Raw genomic sequence first — 17,864 nt, forward strand, 5'->3', positions numbered from 1 at the left:
ATAGAATTAAGTATTTTGTTGAAAAAATGGATAAACAGATTTTGTATTCTGCGAAATATTTTACTAAACTAAGGAATTTTACCACTTTTGAGATTAGTATTGATTTTGTATTAGAACGATATGTAAGGTTCTTAGAAAAAGTAATTACATTGCTTTACATTTCAAATTCCAGAACGGTTTCAAAGAGTGTTAATGTTTTTACAACAAATTATGATTTGTTTATTGAAAGAGCCTTGGATTTATTAATGAAAAACGATAACTTCATATTTAATGATGGTTCCAATGGTTATTTCTATAAAGTGTTAGATAGTTCTAATTATAATAAAAGTGTGGCGTATAGAGGATTAAATGAAAATTATTTAAATGAGCTTCCTTCAGTTTCCTTAATTAAACCTCACGGATCTATGAATTGGGAAAGAGGCGAAAATAATCAGATTCTAATAAGAACGTGTACTGTTAATCACCCAGTTGTTGTTAGACCTACTGGACTTGAAGGACAAGAAACATATCTTAACAATCATTTTCATGATATGTTAAGAATATTCCAACTCGAGTTAGATAAACCTCAATCAGTGTTAATTGTTATAGGATTTTCTTTTCAAGATGATCATATTGCCAAGATGATAAGGAGATCCTTAAAGAATCCAGAGTTAATGATTTATATATTTTGCTATGCTGATAGCGATTTTGATGTTATTAAGAAGAACTTATCTCTTGATAATATTCCTAGGAATCTTCAGATAGTGTTACCATCTGATTTGGAAGTCGAAAATAAGAACATTTTGAGTACAAGTGGGAATTTTGATATAAGTAGTCTGACAAAGTTATTTATCATTGAGGATGATGAAGTATAATGAATCGAGTTGTGAAAAAATTAGGTGTAATCGTAGGTGTTGATGGCGATATTTCTCAAGTTGGAATGTATCATTTATCTAATGATGCTGAATATCTATGGTATGGTGATGTGTTACAAGGTGCAAAAATCGGAGCATATCTGACAATTTTGCAGAATAATGTAAAAATTATCGCTTCTGTTGTTACTGAAAAAGTTGCTGATCAACAAAATACAATTCGAAGTACAGAATTTGACAATCGATTTTCAAAGAATTCTATAAATCGAATTGTTCATTTGAAGACTAAAGGTATTATTGAAAAAGGTGAATTTCAAGTAACAAGTCAATATGTACCTATGATTGGTAATGAAGTATGTATTACTTCAAAAAAAGACTTAGAATTAATATATGGGATTAATACGTCTGAGCCGACAATTTCTATTGGAAAATCAATCTTAGAAGGTCAAGTTATCCCTTTATCAATTAATAAGATTTTTGCCTCCCATATTGGTGTTTTTGGGAATACTGGTAGCGGTAAATCAAATACATTGCATAAGTTATTTTTAGAATTATTTCGGTCTGACTATAGAGAAAAAATTTTAGAGCTTTCAAAATTCTATGTTATTGATTTTAATGGTGAATATACAAAAGATAATAGTTTTGATGTCATAGAAAATAAGAAGGTGTTTGATATAGATACTAGAAATCAAACCAATAATAAAATTCCAATCACTTCAGATTATTTATTTGATCCTGATATTTTGTCAATCCTATTTGGAGCAACAATAGCTACACAAGTGCCATTTTTGAGAAAAGCGCTTAAAATATGGGAGGAGAATAAATTTGATGGTACTAGTATTGCAAGATTTGTTGTGGGAACATTGAAAAAGATTTTAACTACTGGGAATTCTGCGAGTTTGGATTCTAAAGATAATTGGACATCGATTGCAGAGAAATACATTAACAGTGATTTATTTACTGTCTTAAAAAATAATTTGTATTACAATTCTGCACGTGAATCCTATTTTACAAAGAGGAACGGTGATACTTGCTATATAATTAATGCGAATACTCCAATAGAAAACTCCGAAATACATTATCTACGAATTAATGAAATTGAAGAAGCTTTATGTAATAAATTTGACGCACTCCCAGAAATTGACAAATTGAAGTTTCATCTTGATTTTCAAAAAGTACATCAATCAGCTTGGAAATCAACAAACATTGAGCATATTAATCCTTTATTTCATAGAATTGATACAGCTCTAAATAGTTTGAAAAAAGTTGTTGAAGTTAAAGAGAGTATTGATGGAGATTTTTCCAGTCTAAATATTATTAATCTCGTACATGCTAATCAGGAGATTACCAGACTAATCCCAATGCTTATTTCAAAAATGGTTTATGATAAACAGAAAGAGAATATAAATCGAGACGATGTTACATGTACTAGTCATTTAATTATTGATGAAGCACATAATATTTTAAATGCTCAAAATCATTCTGTAGGAGATACTTGGCAGGACTACAGATTGAGTATTTTTGAGGAAATCATTAAGGAAGGGCGAAAATTTGGTTTCTACTTAACGTTATCTAGTCAACGACCGGCAGATATTTCACCGACTATTCTTTCACAAGTTCATAATTATTTCATCCATAGATTGGTTAATGATAATGATTTACGAATGTTGGTGAATACTATGCCTACGCTGGATAAAACTTCCTTTAATAAAATTCCTAGTTTAGGTAAAGGAGAGGCTATAATTACTGGTAATGCTATTCAAGTTCCAGTATTTGTGAAAGTAGATAAAGAAGAAATAATTAGACCGAATAGTGATGATGTTATTTTAACAGAATTATGGAGTAGAAATGATGGTAAAAGTTAAAGGAAAACTTATTGAAGGGGGCAGAGAATCTGACAATGAGAATGGTTTTACATTGCCTGAAGATGTCATTCAAGCAACAATTAACGGAGATTTAGTATTGTTCTGTGGTGCAGGTGTAAGTACAGAGTCAAAAAAAGTTATGCCTACTTCATTTTATACGGATATAAAAGATGAGTTGGAATATAAAAATCATATTGAAGTAGATGATAATCTATCCTTTTCTAAGTTGATGAGTTTGTTTTGTGAAAATGTCGTAAATGGTAGAAAAGAACTATTTAAAAGGATAAATAGAAGATTTCAAATGATCGATAATTTTCCGGAACTATATGGTATTGCTTCAGAATTTCACAAAGAAGTTGCTAAAATTCCACAGGTTGGCACTGTAATAACAACTAATTGGGATACTTTGTTTGAAGACAATTGTGATATGTTTCCAATTATTTATAATGAAGATGTTGCTTTGTGGGATACATTTGATAAAAGGGTTTTTAAAATTCATGGTTCTATTAAAAATATAGGTTCAATTATTGCAACTGAGAATGACTATGAAAATTGCTATAAAAAATTGTCAACAAAACCTATTGGGGATAGGTTAAAAACTATCTTATCAACAAAAACAGTAGTATTTGTAGGTTTTTCTTTCGGTGACGAAGATTTGAATAAAATTATTGAAATTCTTTCAGATGATTTGGGACAGTTTGCAAATCAATTTTATTTAGTGACAATTGATGAAAAGTGGTTGGAGAAGCACCCTAAAAATATAATCCCGATTATTACTGATGGAACATTTTTTGTTAAGTCTTTGAAAAATGAACTTATTCAGCAAGGAACTCTGATTGACAGTATGGTATATCGTTTTGCAGAAGATACAAATGAAATTTTGATAAATGCACATTTAAGTTGGATGAATGATGAAAAGTTTCATGAAATTTTGCAAGAGTATCCTGAACTATTATTGACAATTGCCTACCAAGATGGTTTAATACATGCTTTTCAAAGATGCATAGCAGATAAAAAATCAGGGAAAATATTAATTCCAAATTATACTCATGAGGTTATTCATAGTTATTTATATTTATCTAACCTAAGGATGAGTGAAGATGAATATTTACGAGCCTACTATGACATAGGCTATTCTGATGGTTTTTTGGCCTTAGAATTGTTTGCTCGTGGAAAAAATGAAGATGCTTTATTACCACCTATATTTTATTTTAATGGTAAAAATTTTGATGATTTAGAAACATTATTATCCTACTTAAATGATAATAGAATTCCAAAACTTTACCATTATTGTAAAGAGAATGTTATCCCCTATAAGAATGGGGGAATCCCTCATTGTATGCCATGGTATTGTTAGATATATTTTAGTGGAGATTTAAATGATGAAACAGAGTAATCCCAGAATAAGATTTGAAAAGTTTAGTAACAAGTGGGATAATTACAAATTAGGTCAGCTGGGAAGTTTTAAATCAGGTATAGGCTTTCCAGATAGTCAACAAGGTGGTACAGAAGGAATTCCATTTTTTAAGGTTTCTGATATGAATAATATTGGAAATGAAACTGAGATGAGAAATGCAAACAATTATGTTACACAGGAGCAAATTGCGAAAAATAGCTGGAATGTTGTTAAAGACACCCCAGCTATCATCTTTGCCAAAGTCGGTGCTGCATTGATGTTAAATAGAAAACGGTTAGTTACTAAAACTTTTCTGATTGACAATAATACTATGAGTTATTCTCTTAATAAATCATGGGATAAAGATTTTGGTTTGACATTATTTCAAACGATATATTTGCCCAAGTATGCACAAATCGGTGCCCTTCCTTCATACAATGCTAGTGATATAGCGACGATAAAGGTTAATGTGCCTAATATTCAAGAACAAACTGCTATCGGCTCTCTTTTCCGCACCCTCGACGACCTTCTTGCAAGCTACAAGGATAATCTCACAAACTACCAATCTCTTAAGACGACCATGCTCTCCAAGATGTTTCCCAAAGCTGGACAGAGAGTTCCTGAGATTCGTCTGGATGGATTTGAAGGTGAGTGGGAAATTGTTAAATTAGGAGACAATTGTAGAATTATAACTGGTGGAACACCTAGAACTGGTGTAAAGGAATTTTGGAATCCAAAAGAGATTCCGTGGATGTCCTCAGGAGAAATTAATAAGAAGATTTTAAATGAAACTGAAGAAATGATATCTTGCATTGGACTAGAAAATTCTAGTGCAAAATGGGTTAAGCAGAATTCAGTTTTAATTGCATTAGCAGGTCAGGGGCAAACTAGAGGTAGAGTAGCAATTAATAAGATACCACTAACCACAAATCAATCAATTGCAGCGATTGAAACAAATAGCAATATTGATTTTTTATTCTTATATACAGATTTAGGAAGACGATATGATGAGCTACGTTTAATTTCGTCAGGTGATGGAACACGTGGTGGTTTAAATAAAATGATAATTTCTAGATTGGAATTAAATATTCCAAGTATTGAAGAACAACAAGCTATCGGTGCCTACTTCTCAAACCTCGATAACCTCATCAATTCTCATCAAGAAAAAATTTCTCAATTAGGAACACTCAAAAAGAAGCTCTTGCAAGATATGTTTATTTAAGGAGGAAATGAATTTGAATGATTTATTTCAGCACTTTGAGTTTACTTTGTTAGTTTATTCTGCTCTATTTTCGCTCATAGGTTCTTTTATAGGATTTCTATTGCAAGTAATCGTTTCAACTAGTTTATCTAATAGAGGAAAAGTTAAGATTTATATTAAGTCGACTTCCCATAAACTAATAAGCAGAGTTTGGGGATTTGATAATTCAGTAAATGGAATGGTCTTTGGAGTTCCTTTGTCAATTGAGCTTCATAATACAAAGTCTAGAAAGCAAATTATTAGAAATATGAATCTTGTTCTGTACAATAGAGGCGAACAGGTTAGAAAGATGAGACAAGTTACTTTTTCTGAAAAAGCAAATGAGAAATTCTTTTATGGTGAGAATGGAGCGTATTCATTTCTAATTGATGCTTATGAAATAAAAAGATTTGATCTATATTTTGCTATTTCTCAAAAAGAATTTAATAGTGATTTTGATGAGGTTAGAATATCATATTTTGATTCTAAAGATAAATACCATGAGTTTAAAATTTTTGAGATTAGTGAACCATGGATTATATCCAAGAACAAGACCGATGATGATTGGAGAGCTATAAACTAACATCAATCTCCTTTGAAAAAACTTAGAAAGAAACATTATGGAAACAACACAAACGTCCCAGTCGCTCTACCAAGCCCTGTGGAATTCAGCGGATGTTCTCCGCTCTAAGATGGATGCTAATGACTACAAGTCCTACCTTTTGGGTATGGTCTTTTATAAGTACCTGTCAGATAAGATGCTCTTTTTCGTGGCGGAGACTATGGAGGAGGGGAGTGAGAGTCTAGAGACTGCCCTTGAGGTTTATCGCAACTACTATGAGGATGCGACCACCCACGAGGATCTTCTTGCAGTCATGAAGGACGAGCTAAACTATAGTATCAAGCCTGACTTGACTTTTACGGCTCTGGTAGCACGTGTCAATGAGGGAACTTTCCAGTTGGAAGATTTGGCTCAGGGTTTTCGAGATATTGAGCAGAGTGATGAACTCTATGAAAACCTCTTTGAAGATATTGACCTCTATTCCAAAAAGCTAGGGGCGACTCCGCAAAAGCAAAACCAAACGGTGGCGGCGGTCATGAAGGAGTTGGCTGTGTTAGATGTGGCTGGTCATGCTGGTGATATGCTGGGAGATGCTTATGAGTATCTGATTGGTCAGTTTGCGACTGACTCGGGTAAGAAGGCTGGTGAGTTCTATACACCTCAACCTGTTGCCAAACTCATGACTCAGATTGCCTTTTTGGGTCGTGAGGATCAGCTAGGCTTTACCATTTATGATGCGACCATGGGGTCTGGCTCTCTCTTGCTTAACGCCAAGAAATATTCTCATAAACCGCAAACCGTCGTCTATTTTGGTCAGGAGCTCAATACCTCAACCTATAACTTAGCTCGGATGAACATGATCCTACACGGTGTTCCTGTTGAAAATCAATTTCTCCACAATGCCGATACACTGGATGAAGACTGGCCGACTCAAGAGCCGACCAACTTTGACGGTGTTCTCATGAACCCACCATACTCTGCCAAATGGTCAGCAAGCTCTGGCTTTATGGCTGATCCTCGTTTCTCTCCATTTGGGAAACTAGCGCCCCAGTCCAAGGCTGATTTTGCCTTTCTCTTGCATGGTTACTACCACCTCAAGCAGGATAATGGGGTTATGGCTATCGTCCTTCCTCACGGTGTTCTTTTCCGTGGCAATGCGGAGGGAACCATTCGTAAGGCCTTGTTAGAAGAAGGTGCCATTGACACGGTTATCGGTCTACCAGCTAATATCTTCTTTAATACCAGCATTCCGACCACGGTTATCATTCTCAAAAAGAACCGTACCAATCGTGATGTTTACTTTATCGATGCTTCTAAGGAGTTTGATAAGGGCAAAAATCAGAATATCATGACGAATGCTCATATCGAAAAGATTCTGGAAGCCTACAAGTCACGTGAGGAGATTGACAAGTTTGCCCATCTAGCAAGCTATGAAGAAATTGTCGAAAATGATTATAATCTCAATATCCCTCGCTATGTTGATACCTTTGAGGAAGAAGAAGTCGAACCACTGACAGATATCGTCAGCAAGATTAACATGACAAATCAAGAAATCCAAAACCAAACCGCTTCCCTACTCGAAATGCTCGGTCAACTACACGGAACCACACCAGAAGCCGATGCCGAACTTAAAGAGTTTTTGAAAGAGTTTGAAGGGTGATGGGGATAATTCACCCAAATTTTAAAAATAATTGAAAAAGTAAAAAATCCTTGAATTATCTGTTAAAAACGGTATAATAGAATTAATAGGACCGCCCACCTCTCTTTGATGTGACAAGGCGGACATTTTTTTATACGGAAGTTGCTATGAAAATTAAAGAATTTAAAACTTGGGATGAGCAGGTGGCCAAATTAATTGAGCACGGATGTAAAGATATCAAATCAAATGAGTATGCGATTGATATTTTACAAAAGGTTAATTATTATCGGCTAACTGCTTATTTTTTACCTTTTCGTGATAAAGAGACGCAGAAGTATGATTCCAGCAAGGTTTCTTTGGAGAAAATTTATGGAATTGCTTGTTTTGATGCAGAGTTACGTTTGCTTATTTTTAAATATTTAGAGGACATTGAGTTGTATTTTAGGACTCAAGTCGCCTATCATCATGGAAATAAATACGGAGCTTTAGCTTATAAAGAAACGACTGCTTTTAATAAATTTCATAAACATAATGAATTTTTAGGAAATATTGAAAAGGAGTTGGAGCATAGGAAGAAAAGCCCGATTTATAAGCATCACCAGCGAAAATATGATGGAGAATTTCCTATTTGGGTTTTAGTAGAATTTTTTACTTTTGGAATGACTTCGAAATTTTTTGCAGATTCTCCGATAGATATCCAGCAAGATATTGCTAAAAATGTTGGTATAAAGTCTACTCAAGTTAGAACCTATTTAGAAGTTGCAGTGGTTTTAAGAAATTACTGTGCCCATTATAATCGATTATATTATACAAGCTTCACAAAGATACCTGGTCAACTCCCTACATTCATGAACGAAAATAGTAAATTGAAAAATAGACTAATGGCACAACTTTATGCAGTTAAAAGCCTCTATCCTGATAAGAAAAAATGGAATGAAGGATTTCTAGGTGAATTGTCAGCACTCATTAAACGTTATCAAGCAGTAATTCATCTGCATCATATTGGATTTGTGGAGGAGTGGGAAGAAGTACTAAAGAAATGAGGGAGTATGATATGAACATTCTAGAAGAAATCCGAAACTGTCCTGTTGAGTGGAAAGAGCTGGGGGAAGTGGCGTTTTTAAAACGTGGAAAAGCAATTACCTCTAAAACAGCTACTGATGGACCTTATCCAGTTATTTCTGGAGGTCAGAAACCTGCATACTTACATGGGGACTTTAACAGAGAAGGTGAAACAATAACTGTTGCAGGTAGTGGTGCATATGCAGGTTTTGTGATGTATTGGAATGAACCGATATTTGTATCAGATGCTTTTTCTATTAAACCATTTGATAGAATTTTAAGCTCAAAGTTCTTATATTATTATTTGCTAGAAATACAAGGAATACTTTTTAGTTTGAAAAAAGGATCAGGAGTACCACACGTATATCCTAAGGATGTTTCAAGAATTTTCATTCCCCTCCCTCCTCTAGAAATTCAAGAGAAAATCGTACAAATACTTGACAAATTAACTGATTATGTTACAGAATTGACCTCAGAATTGACCTCAGAATTGACCTCACGTAAAAAGCAATATTCTTATTATCGAGATAAATTGTTATCTTTTGAGGATGAAGTTTATCAGGTTGAGTGGAAGAAATTAAACGAATGTCTTAAAAAAGGAAAAGGAACTAAAATTACAGCTAGTCAGATGAAATTACTTCACAAAGATGGTGCACCAATCCGTATTTTTGCAGGAGGAAAGACTTACGCTGATGTGAACTATGGAGATATTCCTGATAAAGATATTCATACTGAAGAAGCAATTATTGTAAAATCTCGCGGGATTATTGACTTTGAATATTGTAAAAAACCATTTAGTTTTAAAAATGAATTCTGGTCATACAGCTCAAATAATGAAAGTATCAATTTAAGATATGTTTATCACTATTTAGTTTATAATAAAGGACATTTTCAAAATATTGCTAACAATATGCAGATGCCACAAATTTCTAGTAATGATACTGAAAAATTCAAAATCCCAGTCCCTTCTCTCGAAATCCAGTCTCGTATTGTTCAAGTTCTGGACAACTTTGACAAGGTTTGTAATGACCTAAACATCGGACTCCCCAAAGAGATTGAACTTCGACAAAAACAGTATGAATATTTTAGAGAAAAACTCTTGACATTCGTCGCCGAAGGCGAGTACACTGAGAGTAGAGTAGAGGAGTGGGACAACTCCGCTATTATCAAGCTTTTACAGTGGATATTTGGGCCAATTCGAGTGAAGGTGGGACAAGTTGTCAATTTGCAACGTGGGAAACGACTTGTTAGAAAGCAACTAACTACTTCAGGAAGTGTTCCAGTTTATCAAAATAGTTTGGCCCCCTTAGGATATTATACCGAATCAAACAGAGTGAAAAATACTAGCTTTGTAATTTGTGCAGGGGCGGCTGGTGAAATTGGGTATAGCACTGTGGATTTTTGGGCAGCAGATGATGTCTACACGTTAGAGACGTCAGATAATATTTCTGATAAATTTATATACTATGTCTTTTTAAGTAAGCAAGATAGACTTAAATCACAGGTTCGAAAGGCTAGTATTCCTAGATTGTCGAAGGATGCTATTGATAAAATTACTTTTTACTTACCTTCCATTACAGAACAAGAAAGAATCGTCTCCATTCTTGATAATTTTAACACTTTAACCAACTCTCTTTCTGAGGGCCTTCCAAAAGAAATCGAACTAAGACAGAAACAGTATGAATACTGGAGAGAACAATTATTAAACTTCACTAGATAAGATAAATTCTTGAATCATTTCGAAAAAGAATCTCAATTAATACAATAAAAGGAAGCATACTATGGTTGATTATTCAAAAGTACATGAAGTAATTGCGGAAACAAATGAAGGGATTCTCTTGGCTGAGTATCAACCAGAGTATCGCACAGATAGAGAATTTCAGTCTGAGGCAGATTTGGAAAGACAATTGCTTATGGATTTAGTCAATGATCTCAATTATGAACGATTGGATATCCATACACCTGAGGAGCTTTTAGAGAATGCAAAGGTCCAAATTGAAAAGCTTAATAAGGTTACGTTTACGGATGATGAATGGCAACGTTTTGTAGTCGAGTATTTAGACTGTCCCAATGAAGGATTAGTTGAAAAAACAAGAAAAATCCAAGAAAATCATATCTATGACTTTGTTTTTGATGATGGACGGATTAAAAATATTTTCATCCTTGACAAGAAAAACATTCACAACAACAGTATGCAGGTCATCAACCAAGTGACTCAAGTGGGGAGTCATACCAACCGTTATGATGTGACCATTTTAGTCAATGGTCTTCCGCTAGTTCAGATTGAATTGAAGAAGCGTGGAGTTAGTTTACAAGAAGCCTTTAATCAGGTTCACCGTTATAGTAAGGAAAGCTTTAACAGCGAAAATTCTTTGTATAAGTATGTTCAGATTTTTGTGATTTCGAATGGCACTTATACACGCTACTTTGCAAATACAACAGCTCAGAATAAAAATCACTATGAGTTTACCTGTGAGTGGGCAGACCGTAAGAATAAGACTATTCACGAATTGGAAGATTTTACTGTTACTTTCTTAAGCAAGCGTGTCCTCTTGGAAGTTTTGACCAAGTATTGTGTTTTTGATGTGGATAATACCTTGCTCATCATGCGTCCTTATCAGATAGCAGCAACTGAAAGTATCTTGCGCAAGATTCATTCTTCCAATGAAATGAAGAATTTTGGAACCATCAATGCTTGTGGTTATATCTGGCATACGACAGGGTCAGGGAAAACCTTGACCAGCTTTAAGACTGCGCGCTTAGCGACAGAGTTGGACTACATTGATAAAGTGATATTCGTTGTAGATAGAAAAGACTTAGACTATCAAACTATGAAGGAATATCAAAAATTCCAACCAAATTCAGTCAATGGTAGTAACAATACAAAAGAACTACAACTCAGTATCGAAGAAAATGATGATCGAATCGTTGTCACAACTATTCAAAAGTTAAATAAGTTTATCACTGCGAATCCTAATCATGAAGTCTATGCTAAGAAATGTGTCTTGATTTTTGACGAGTGTCATCGTTCTCAGTTTGGGAAGGCGCAAAAGCGTATTAAGAAGGCCTTTAAACAGTATGCCTTATTTGGATTTACAGGGACACCAATTTTCCCAGAAAATAGCTTGACGGGTGAAACAACGCAAGAAGTTTTTGGAGAACAGCTTCATAATTACGTTATTACGGATGCTATTCGGGATAAAAAAGTCTTGAAGTTTAAGGTTGATTACAACTATATCAAGCCTGAAATCAATAAGTATAGAGAAGCTGAAAAAGCAGTTGGCCGAGAGATTGATGAGAAGAAATTCAAAAAGATGGAGAAGGAGCTACTTCTACATCCAGAACGGATAGCAACCATCACAGAATACTTACTTCGCGTGTATAATACAAAAACACACCGAAATCAACACTATACTCATAAACAAAAACAATTGTCTGGATTTAATGCCATGCTGGCTGTACAAAGTATTGAAGCAGCAAAATTATACTATGAAGAACTCCAACGACAGCAAGCAGCTTTACCAGAGGCTAAGCGTTTGAAAGTTGCGACTATCTTTAGCTTTGCACCTAACGAAGAACAGTCAGCTTATGGAGAAATTCAAGATGAAGAGCTAGAACCTCAAGATACATCCATGCCTCTATCTTCTAAAGAGTTTCTTTCTAGAGCGATTGATGATTATAATCACATGTTTAAGACCAACTTCTCAGCTGATGGGAAGGAGTTTCAAAATTACTATCGTGACCTTTCCAAACGAGTTAAATCCAAGGAAGTGGATTTGCTGATTGTGGTCGGTATGTTCTTAACTGGATTTGATGCCCCAACTATGAATACACTCTTTGTCGATAAAAATCTACGTTATCATGGTTTGATTCAAGCCTTCTCGAGAACCAATCGAATTTTTAACAAGGTTAAACCTTTTGGGAATATTGTTTGTTTCCGTGATTTAGAAAAGGCTACGCAAGAAGCTATTAAGACTTTTGGAGACACCAATAAGCTTGAAATCATCTTAGAAAAAAGCTTTAGTGAATATATGGATGGTTTCGTTGACCAAGTAACAGGTATCGAGGTCAAAGGATATACTACGGTTTGTCAGGAAATCCTGGAAAGATTCCCGAATCCGCAAGAAATTGAAACAGAGCATGATAAGAAGGAGTTTGTTAAGTTATTTGGTGAGTTGTTGAAGCTTGATAATGTTCTTCGAAATTATGACGAATTCCAAGAGATAGACAAACCTATTTCAGAAGGTTATCTTCAGGATTTAAGAAGCACTTATGTGGAAATTCGAGATGAATTTTTGAACCTTAAAAATTATGAAAAGACCAAGGATTTGAATGTTGATCTTTCAGATGTTGAATTTGAAATTGAACTCTTAAAAACAGATGAGATTAACCTAGACTATATCTTGGCATTGATTGTTGAAAAATCGAAGAATTCTGAGTCCAAAGAAGCAATGAAAGCAGAAGTTAGTCGTGTAATTCGTTCTAGTATCGATATTCGTGCCAAAGAAGAGTTGGTTATCGGCTTTATCAATGACACTGATTTGCAAAAATTGAAAGACCATGATGGGATTATCAATGCTTTCTACGAATATGGCAAGGGGCGCAAGAAAATCGCAATCCATGACCTAGCTGAGTCTGAGAAACTTGTAGCTGATTACCAATTATTCATAGACAAATCAATTCAACGAGGTTATGCTGAAAACAGTGGGACTGATTTGGATTCGATTATTCCACCAACTTCTCGTAGACAGGGAGCGCGTGAACGGAAAAAGCAAGAAGTTTTACGTAAGATTCAGTTGTTAGTAGAGACTTATTCAGGTATTTAAGTATTGTCAAACAAGGTTTATTAGAAAAATCAGGAACTATAAAAAATACTCTTGATTCGCTCATATTCCGCTCATAATTCGCTCATTTTTAAGATACAACTTTGTTTCCATATTTCCTGGAAACTGATAAAAAGCAAGGAGAAAAATGGAACAAACTAATCAAAAATCCCGGTGCCAACAACTCTGGGCTAGAAACAAATACCTGATTTTGAGTCATTCTAGCAATATTTACAATGAGATTCGTCAGTATCTCAAGAATGAAGAGGTGGAGGTGAGTCAGGTACAGGAGATGATTGACCGTGCCTGTCAAATCCCAGAACACAGGGGTCAGGTTTGCAATGCCTTTCAGCATATTTGGGGCTATTTTAAAAAGAAAGCGACAGATGCTGAGCGTGAGGACTATATGATCTTGCTGGATCGCTACCGCTATGGTCAGGCTTCTAAGGAAGATGTGATTGCGAAAACCCGAGACCTGCTTGAACTTTACCCAAATGTTTACTTGCAACATTCTACCTTGCTGAAAGGAGACTCCGATGAGACTTTGGCATGAGGCTTTGATTTCACAACTTCCCCGTCCTCAACTCTTGGGGCAGCATCGAGAGTGTTGTGCTCTGCGTGGCAACGGTTGGGGCAGAAAGCATGCGACGGTGGACTATGTCTTTACCCACTCGCCCTATCGTCTCTATGCCTATCATCGCTTGATCATGGAGGAGATGGCTAACCGAGGCTATAAGGTCAGTCCAGAGTGGTTGGGTAAAAACTATCGTGGTAAGATTTGTCCTTCTTATGAGGATTTACCTGAGGAGACTTTGACGAGCCCTATTTACAAGGAGCACGATGCTGCCTACTATGAGGAGTGTCTGGACAATCTCCGAGAGAAGGGAATCAACCTATAGTCTTTTCTAATAACAAGTCATAGTCACTTATAAGAATTACTAATAACGCGTTTGAACCGTCTAACTGAAATAAAGCTATAAAACAAGCTACACAAAGGATTTGAGGCATTTATCTCAGGTCTTTTTCTGTTGTCTAAAACGGAGATATAGTTTCAAACTATATCAAAGCCTAATTTTTTACAATTATACAGACGCTTCCTTTTCTGTTAAGATAGTTTCAACAACAAATTTTGGAGGACACATCATGTCAACTACAATCATCGGTTTCCCTCGTTTGGGCGAATTCCGCGAATTAAAATTTACAACTGAAAAATACTTTAGAAAAGAAATATCAGAAGAAGAACTCCTTGCAGCCGCAAAAGACTTGCGTGCTAAACACTGGAACATTGTCAAAGAAAAAGGCATCACTGAAATTCCATCAAATGACTTTTCTCACTATGACAACTTCCTAGATGCAGCTTTCCTTTTCAACGTGGTACCTGCTTCAGTTCAAAACTTGGACTTGTCTGACCTTGAGCGCTACTTCGCTTTGGGACGTGGTTACCAAGGAGAAAAAGGGGATGTTCGCGCCCTTCCAATGAAGAAATGGTTCAACACCAACTACCACTACATCGTTCCTAAATTTGAAAAAGACACTCAAGTCAAACTTGCAGGTCACAAAATCTTTGATGAGTTCCAAGAAGCAAAAGAACTTGGATTGAACACTCGCCCAGTTCTTGTAGGTCCATTCACTTTCCTTCAATTGTCAGACTTTGAAGAAGGTGTGAAAGCAGAAGACTTCGTAGACAGCTTAGTGGCTGCTTACCAAGAAGTTTTTGCTAAATTGGCAGAACTTGGTGCGACTCGCATCCAATTGGATGAAGCGGCTCTTGTCAAAGATTTGACAGCTGAAGAAAAAGCTCTCTTCTTGAACCTTTACAATAAACTTTTGGCTGACAAAAAAGGTCTTGAAGTATTGCTTCAAACTTACTTCGGTGACGTTCGTGACGTTTACGCTGACCTTGTGAAATTGCCAGTAGATGCTATCGGTCTTGACTTCGTTGAAGGTAAGAAAACTCTTGAATTGGTTAAAGGTGGCTTCCCAGCTGACAAGACTCTCTACGCAGGTATTGTCAATGGTAAAAACATCTGGCGTAACAACTACGAAAAGAGCTTGGCTGTTCTTGAACAAATCCCAGCTGAAAACATTGTCTTGACAAGCTCATGCTCACTTCTTCATGTGCCATTTACAACAGCTAATGAAGAATTTGAACCAGCAATCTTGAACCACTTTGCCTTTGCAGTTGAAAAATTGGATGAGATTCGTGATTTGGATGCTATCCGCAATGGTCAAGGTGAACAAGCTCTTGCTGCTAACAAAGAACTCTTTGCGACTGAACGTGTGGGTGAAAATGCAGAACTTCGTGCGCGTATCGCTGGCTTGACAGACGCAGACTACACTCGTTTGCCAGCCTTTGCAGAACGTGAAGCTATCCAAGAAGAAGCTTTCAAACTTCCAGCTCTTCCAACAACAACTATCGGTTCATTCCCTCAAACTAAAGAAGTTCGTGCCAAACGTTTGGCTTACCGTAAAGGTGAATTGTCTCAAGAAGAGTACGATGCTTTCCTTGCTGAAACGATCGATGAATGGATCAAATGGCAAGAAGATATCGACTTTGATGTCCTTGTTCACGGTGAATTTGAGCGTAATGACATGGTTGAGTACTTCGGCCAAAACTTGTCAGGTTACCTCTTCTCTAAAAATGGTTGGGTACAATCATACGGTATGCGTGGGGTGAAACCACCAATCATCTGGGGTGATGTCACTCGTCTCAACCCTATCACTGTTAAATGGTCTAGCTATGCACAAAGCCGTACAAACAAACCTGTTAAAGGTATGTTGACTGGACCTGTTACCATCCTCAACTGGTCATTCCCACGTGAAGACATCTCTATCAAGGATTCTACTCTTCAAATCGCTCTTGCTATCAAGGATGAAGTTCTTGACCTTGAAGCTGCTGGCGTGAAGATCATCCAAATCGACGAGGCAGCTCTTCGTGAGAAATTGCCGCTCCGTCGTAGCGACTGGTACGAAGACTACCTTGACTGGGCAATTCCTGCCTTCCGCTTGGTACACTCAACAGTAGCGCCAGATACTCAAATCCACACTCACATGTGTTACTCAGAATTTACAGATATCATCCCAGCTATCGACAACATGGATGCAGATGTTATTTCCTTTGAAGCTAGCCGTTCAAACCTTGAAATCTTGGACGAACTCAAAGCGAAAAACTTCCAAACAGAAGTGGGACCTGGGGTTTACGATATCCACTCACCTCGTGTGCCAAATGAAGGCGAAATCGACAACACAATCGAAGCCATTCTTGCCAAAGTGCCAAGCAAGAAAGTTTGGATCAACCCTGACTGTGGTTTGAAAACACGTGGTATTCCAGAAACAAAAGAAAGCTTGATCCGCCTTGTTGAAGCAGCTAAAGCTGCGCGTGAGAAATTGTAAGATAAGGATTTCTCTAGAAGCGCTGTTTGGTCAATCTGCCTGTTTCACTTGGATTCTAGGAATCCAGCTAACGAAAAAAATCAACTAGAAAAGGATAAGGACTATGTCACGCCAAACACCGTCACTCTCATTTGAAGTGTTCCCTCCAAACCCAGCCGTGGGTAATGATAAAATTATTTCTGCTCTTCAAGATATGCAGGAGTTGGCTCCCCACTTTATCAGTGTAACTGCCAGCAATAATAAATTTAATATCAAGGAAACGACGGTTCGTTTGGCTGACTTTATCCAAAATGACTTGGCGATTCCGACTATTGCTCACTTGCCAGCCATCTATTTGACTAAGGACAAGGTTGCTGAAACCATTGCGGACTTGGACAAGGTTGGGGTACAGAAAATCTTGGCTCTTCGTGGGGATATTATTCCAGATGTGGAACCACAAAAGGATTTCCGCTACGCAACTGACTTGATTGAGTTCATCAAGGAACAAGCTCCTCACTTTGATATTGTTGGTGCTTGTTATCCAGAAGGCCATCCAGATTCACCAAATCAGATTTCAGATATTCAAAATCTTAAGAAGAAAGTGGATGCAGGCTGTTCGAGTCTTGTAACTCAGCTTTTCTTTGACAATGAGCGCTTCTATGATTTCCAAGACAAGTGCATCTTGGCTGGGATTGATGTACCCATTCATGCAGGGATTATGCCAATTCTGAATCGAAATCAGGCTCTCCGCCTCTTGAAGACTTGTGAGAATATCCATCTTCCACGCAAATTTAAAGCCATCTTAGACAAGTATGAGCATGACCCTGAGTCGCTCAGAGCAGCAGGACTTGCCTATGCAGTGGACCAAATTGTGGACTTGGTAACTCAGGATGTGGCCGGTGTACATCTCTACACTATGAACAATGCAGAAACAGCAAAATATATCCACCAAGCAACCCATGCCTTGTTTAATCATCAGTCTCTAGGATAATAAAAAGTAAACCATTCTTCTCAGGTGAGGGGAATGGTTCCTTTTTAATGGTAAAGACCGCAC

Annotated in this window: 13 protein-coding genes; all 13 read left to right on the top strand. The window is 36.5% G+C overall.

All coding sequences use genetic code 11. The features are described 5' to 3' along the window. Positions 1-854: SIR2 family protein (locus ADI58_RS09290; RefSeq protein WP_049522388.1), on the top strand; the 854-nt coding region annotated here is incomplete at its 5' end. After that, the gene (locus ADI58_RS09295) at positions 854-2,716 is read left to right on the top strand and encodes an ATP-binding protein (RefSeq protein ID WP_049522389.1); all 1,863 of its coding nucleotides are present in this window, start codon (positions 854-856) and stop codon (positions 2,714-2,716) included. The genes ADI58_RS09290 and ADI58_RS09295, both read left to right, overlap by 1 nt. Further along, entirely contained in the window at positions 2,700-4,073 is a 1,374-nt protein-coding gene (locus ADI58_RS09300) for an SIR2 family protein (RefSeq protein WP_239683538.1), read from the top strand. Before ADI58_RS09295 ends, ADI58_RS09300 begins: the two co-directional genes overlap by 17 nt. Positions 4,074-4,098: 25 nt before the next feature. Next, complete coding sequence (locus tag ADI58_RS09305; protein ID WP_049522416.1) at positions 4,099-5,334, top strand: restriction endonuclease subunit S; 1,236 nt, start codon at positions 4,099-4,101, stop codon at positions 5,332-5,334. 7 nt (positions 5,335-5,341) lie between these two features. Beyond that, positions 5,342-5,935 carry a hypothetical protein gene (locus ADI58_RS09310; protein WP_049522390.1) on the top strand — a complete coding sequence of 198 codons (594 nt, stop codon included), beginning with the start codon at positions 5,342-5,344 and terminating at the stop codon, positions 5,933-5,935. Positions 5,936-5,972: 37 nt separating this feature from the next. Next, positions 5,973-7,574, top strand: a complete 1,602-nt coding sequence (locus ADI58_RS09315; RefSeq protein WP_049522391.1) for a type I restriction-modification system subunit M — start codon at positions 5,973-5,975, stop codon at positions 7,572-7,574. A gap of 146 nt (positions 7,575-7,720) precedes the next feature. Continuing rightward, positions 7,721-8,596 carry an Abi family protein gene (locus ADI58_RS09320; protein ID WP_049522392.1) on the top strand — a complete coding sequence of 292 codons (876 nt, stop codon included), beginning with the start codon at positions 7,721-7,723 and terminating at the stop codon, positions 8,594-8,596. A gap of 11 nt (positions 8,597-8,607) precedes the next feature. Next, positions 8,608-10,335 (top strand): restriction endonuclease subunit S, encoded by a 1,728-nt coding sequence (locus ADI58_RS10420; RefSeq protein WP_065428660.1) that lies wholly within the window; start codon positions 8,608-8,610, stop codon positions 10,333-10,335. A 61-nt stretch (positions 10,336-10,396) separates the two neighbouring features. After that, positions 10,397-13,441 carry a type I restriction endonuclease subunit R gene (locus tag ADI58_RS09330; protein ID WP_049522393.1) on the top strand — a complete coding sequence of 1,015 codons (3,045 nt, stop codon included), beginning with the start codon at positions 10,397-10,399 and terminating at the stop codon, positions 13,439-13,441. A gap of 145 nt (positions 13,442-13,586) precedes the next feature. Next, positions 13,587-13,991 carry a YbgA family protein gene (locus tag ADI58_RS09335; protein WP_049522394.1) on the top strand — a complete coding sequence of 135 codons (405 nt, stop codon included), beginning with the start codon at positions 13,587-13,589 and terminating at the stop codon, positions 13,989-13,991. After that, complete coding sequence (locus ADI58_RS09340; protein WP_049522395.1) at positions 13,975-14,337, top strand: TIGR02328 family protein; 363 nt, start codon at positions 13,975-13,977, stop codon at positions 14,335-14,337. Before ADI58_RS09335 ends, ADI58_RS09340 begins: the two co-directional genes overlap by 17 nt. A 244-nt stretch (positions 14,338-14,581) precedes the next feature. Then, positions 14,582-16,831, top strand: a complete 2,250-nt coding sequence (metE, locus tag ADI58_RS09345; protein ID WP_049522396.1) for a 5-methyltetrahydropteroyltriglutamate--homocysteine S-methyltransferase — start codon at positions 14,582-14,584, stop codon at positions 16,829-16,831. A 103-nt stretch (positions 16,832-16,934) separates the two neighbouring features. Further along, entirely contained in the window at positions 16,935-17,801 is an 867-nt protein-coding gene (gene metF / locus ADI58_RS09350; RefSeq protein WP_000089956.1) for a methylenetetrahydrofolate reductase [NAD(P)H], read from the top strand. The last annotated feature ends 63 nt before the right edge of the window (positions 17,802-17,864 follow it).

Origin of the sequence: Streptococcus mitis, assembly GCF_001074635.1 — a bacterium.
GTDB classification, from domain to species: Bacteria; Bacillota; Bacilli; order Lactobacillales; family Streptococcaceae; genus Streptococcus; species Streptococcus mitis_E.

Coding starts and splice junctions, on each gene's coding strand:
- ADI58_RS09310 (WP_049522390.1), top strand. CDS start 5,342: ATGAATTTGAATGATTTATTTCAGCACTTTGAGTTTACTTTGTTAGTT.
- ADI58_RS09340 (WP_049522395.1), top strand. CDS start 13,975: ATGAGACTTTGGCATGAGGCTTTGATTTCACAACTTCCCCGTCCTCAA.
- ADI58_RS10420 (WP_065428660.1), top strand. CDS start 8,608: ATGAACATTCTAGAAGAAATCCGAAACTGTCCTGTTGAGTGGAAAGAG.
- ADI58_RS09300 (WP_239683538.1), top strand. CDS start 2,700: ATGATGGTAAAAGTTAAAGGAAAACTTATTGAAGGGGGCAGAGAATCT.
- metE (WP_049522396.1), top strand. CDS start 14,582: ATGTCAACTACAATCATCGGTTTCCCTCGTTTGGGCGAATTCCGCGAA.
- ADI58_RS09315 (WP_049522391.1), top strand. CDS start 5,973: ATGGAAACAACACAAACGTCCCAGTCGCTCTACCAAGCCCTGTGGAAT.
- ADI58_RS09330 (WP_049522393.1), top strand. CDS start 10,397: ATGGTTGATTATTCAAAAGTACATGAAGTAATTGCGGAAACAAATGAA.
- ADI58_RS09295 (WP_049522389.1), top strand. CDS start 854: ATGAATCGAGTTGTGAAAAAATTAGGTGTAATCGTAGGTGTTGATGGC.
- ADI58_RS09320 (WP_049522392.1), top strand. CDS start 7,721: ATGAAAATTAAAGAATTTAAAACTTGGGATGAGCAGGTGGCCAAATTA.
- ADI58_RS09305 (WP_049522416.1), top strand. CDS start 4,099: ATGAAACAGAGTAATCCCAGAATAAGATTTGAAAAGTTTAGTAACAAG.
- ADI58_RS09335 (WP_049522394.1), top strand. CDS start 13,587: ATGGAACAAACTAATCAAAAATCCCGGTGCCAACAACTCTGGGCTAGA.
- metF (WP_000089956.1), top strand. CDS start 16,935: ATGTCACGCCAAACACCGTCACTCTCATTTGAAGTGTTCCCTCCAAAC.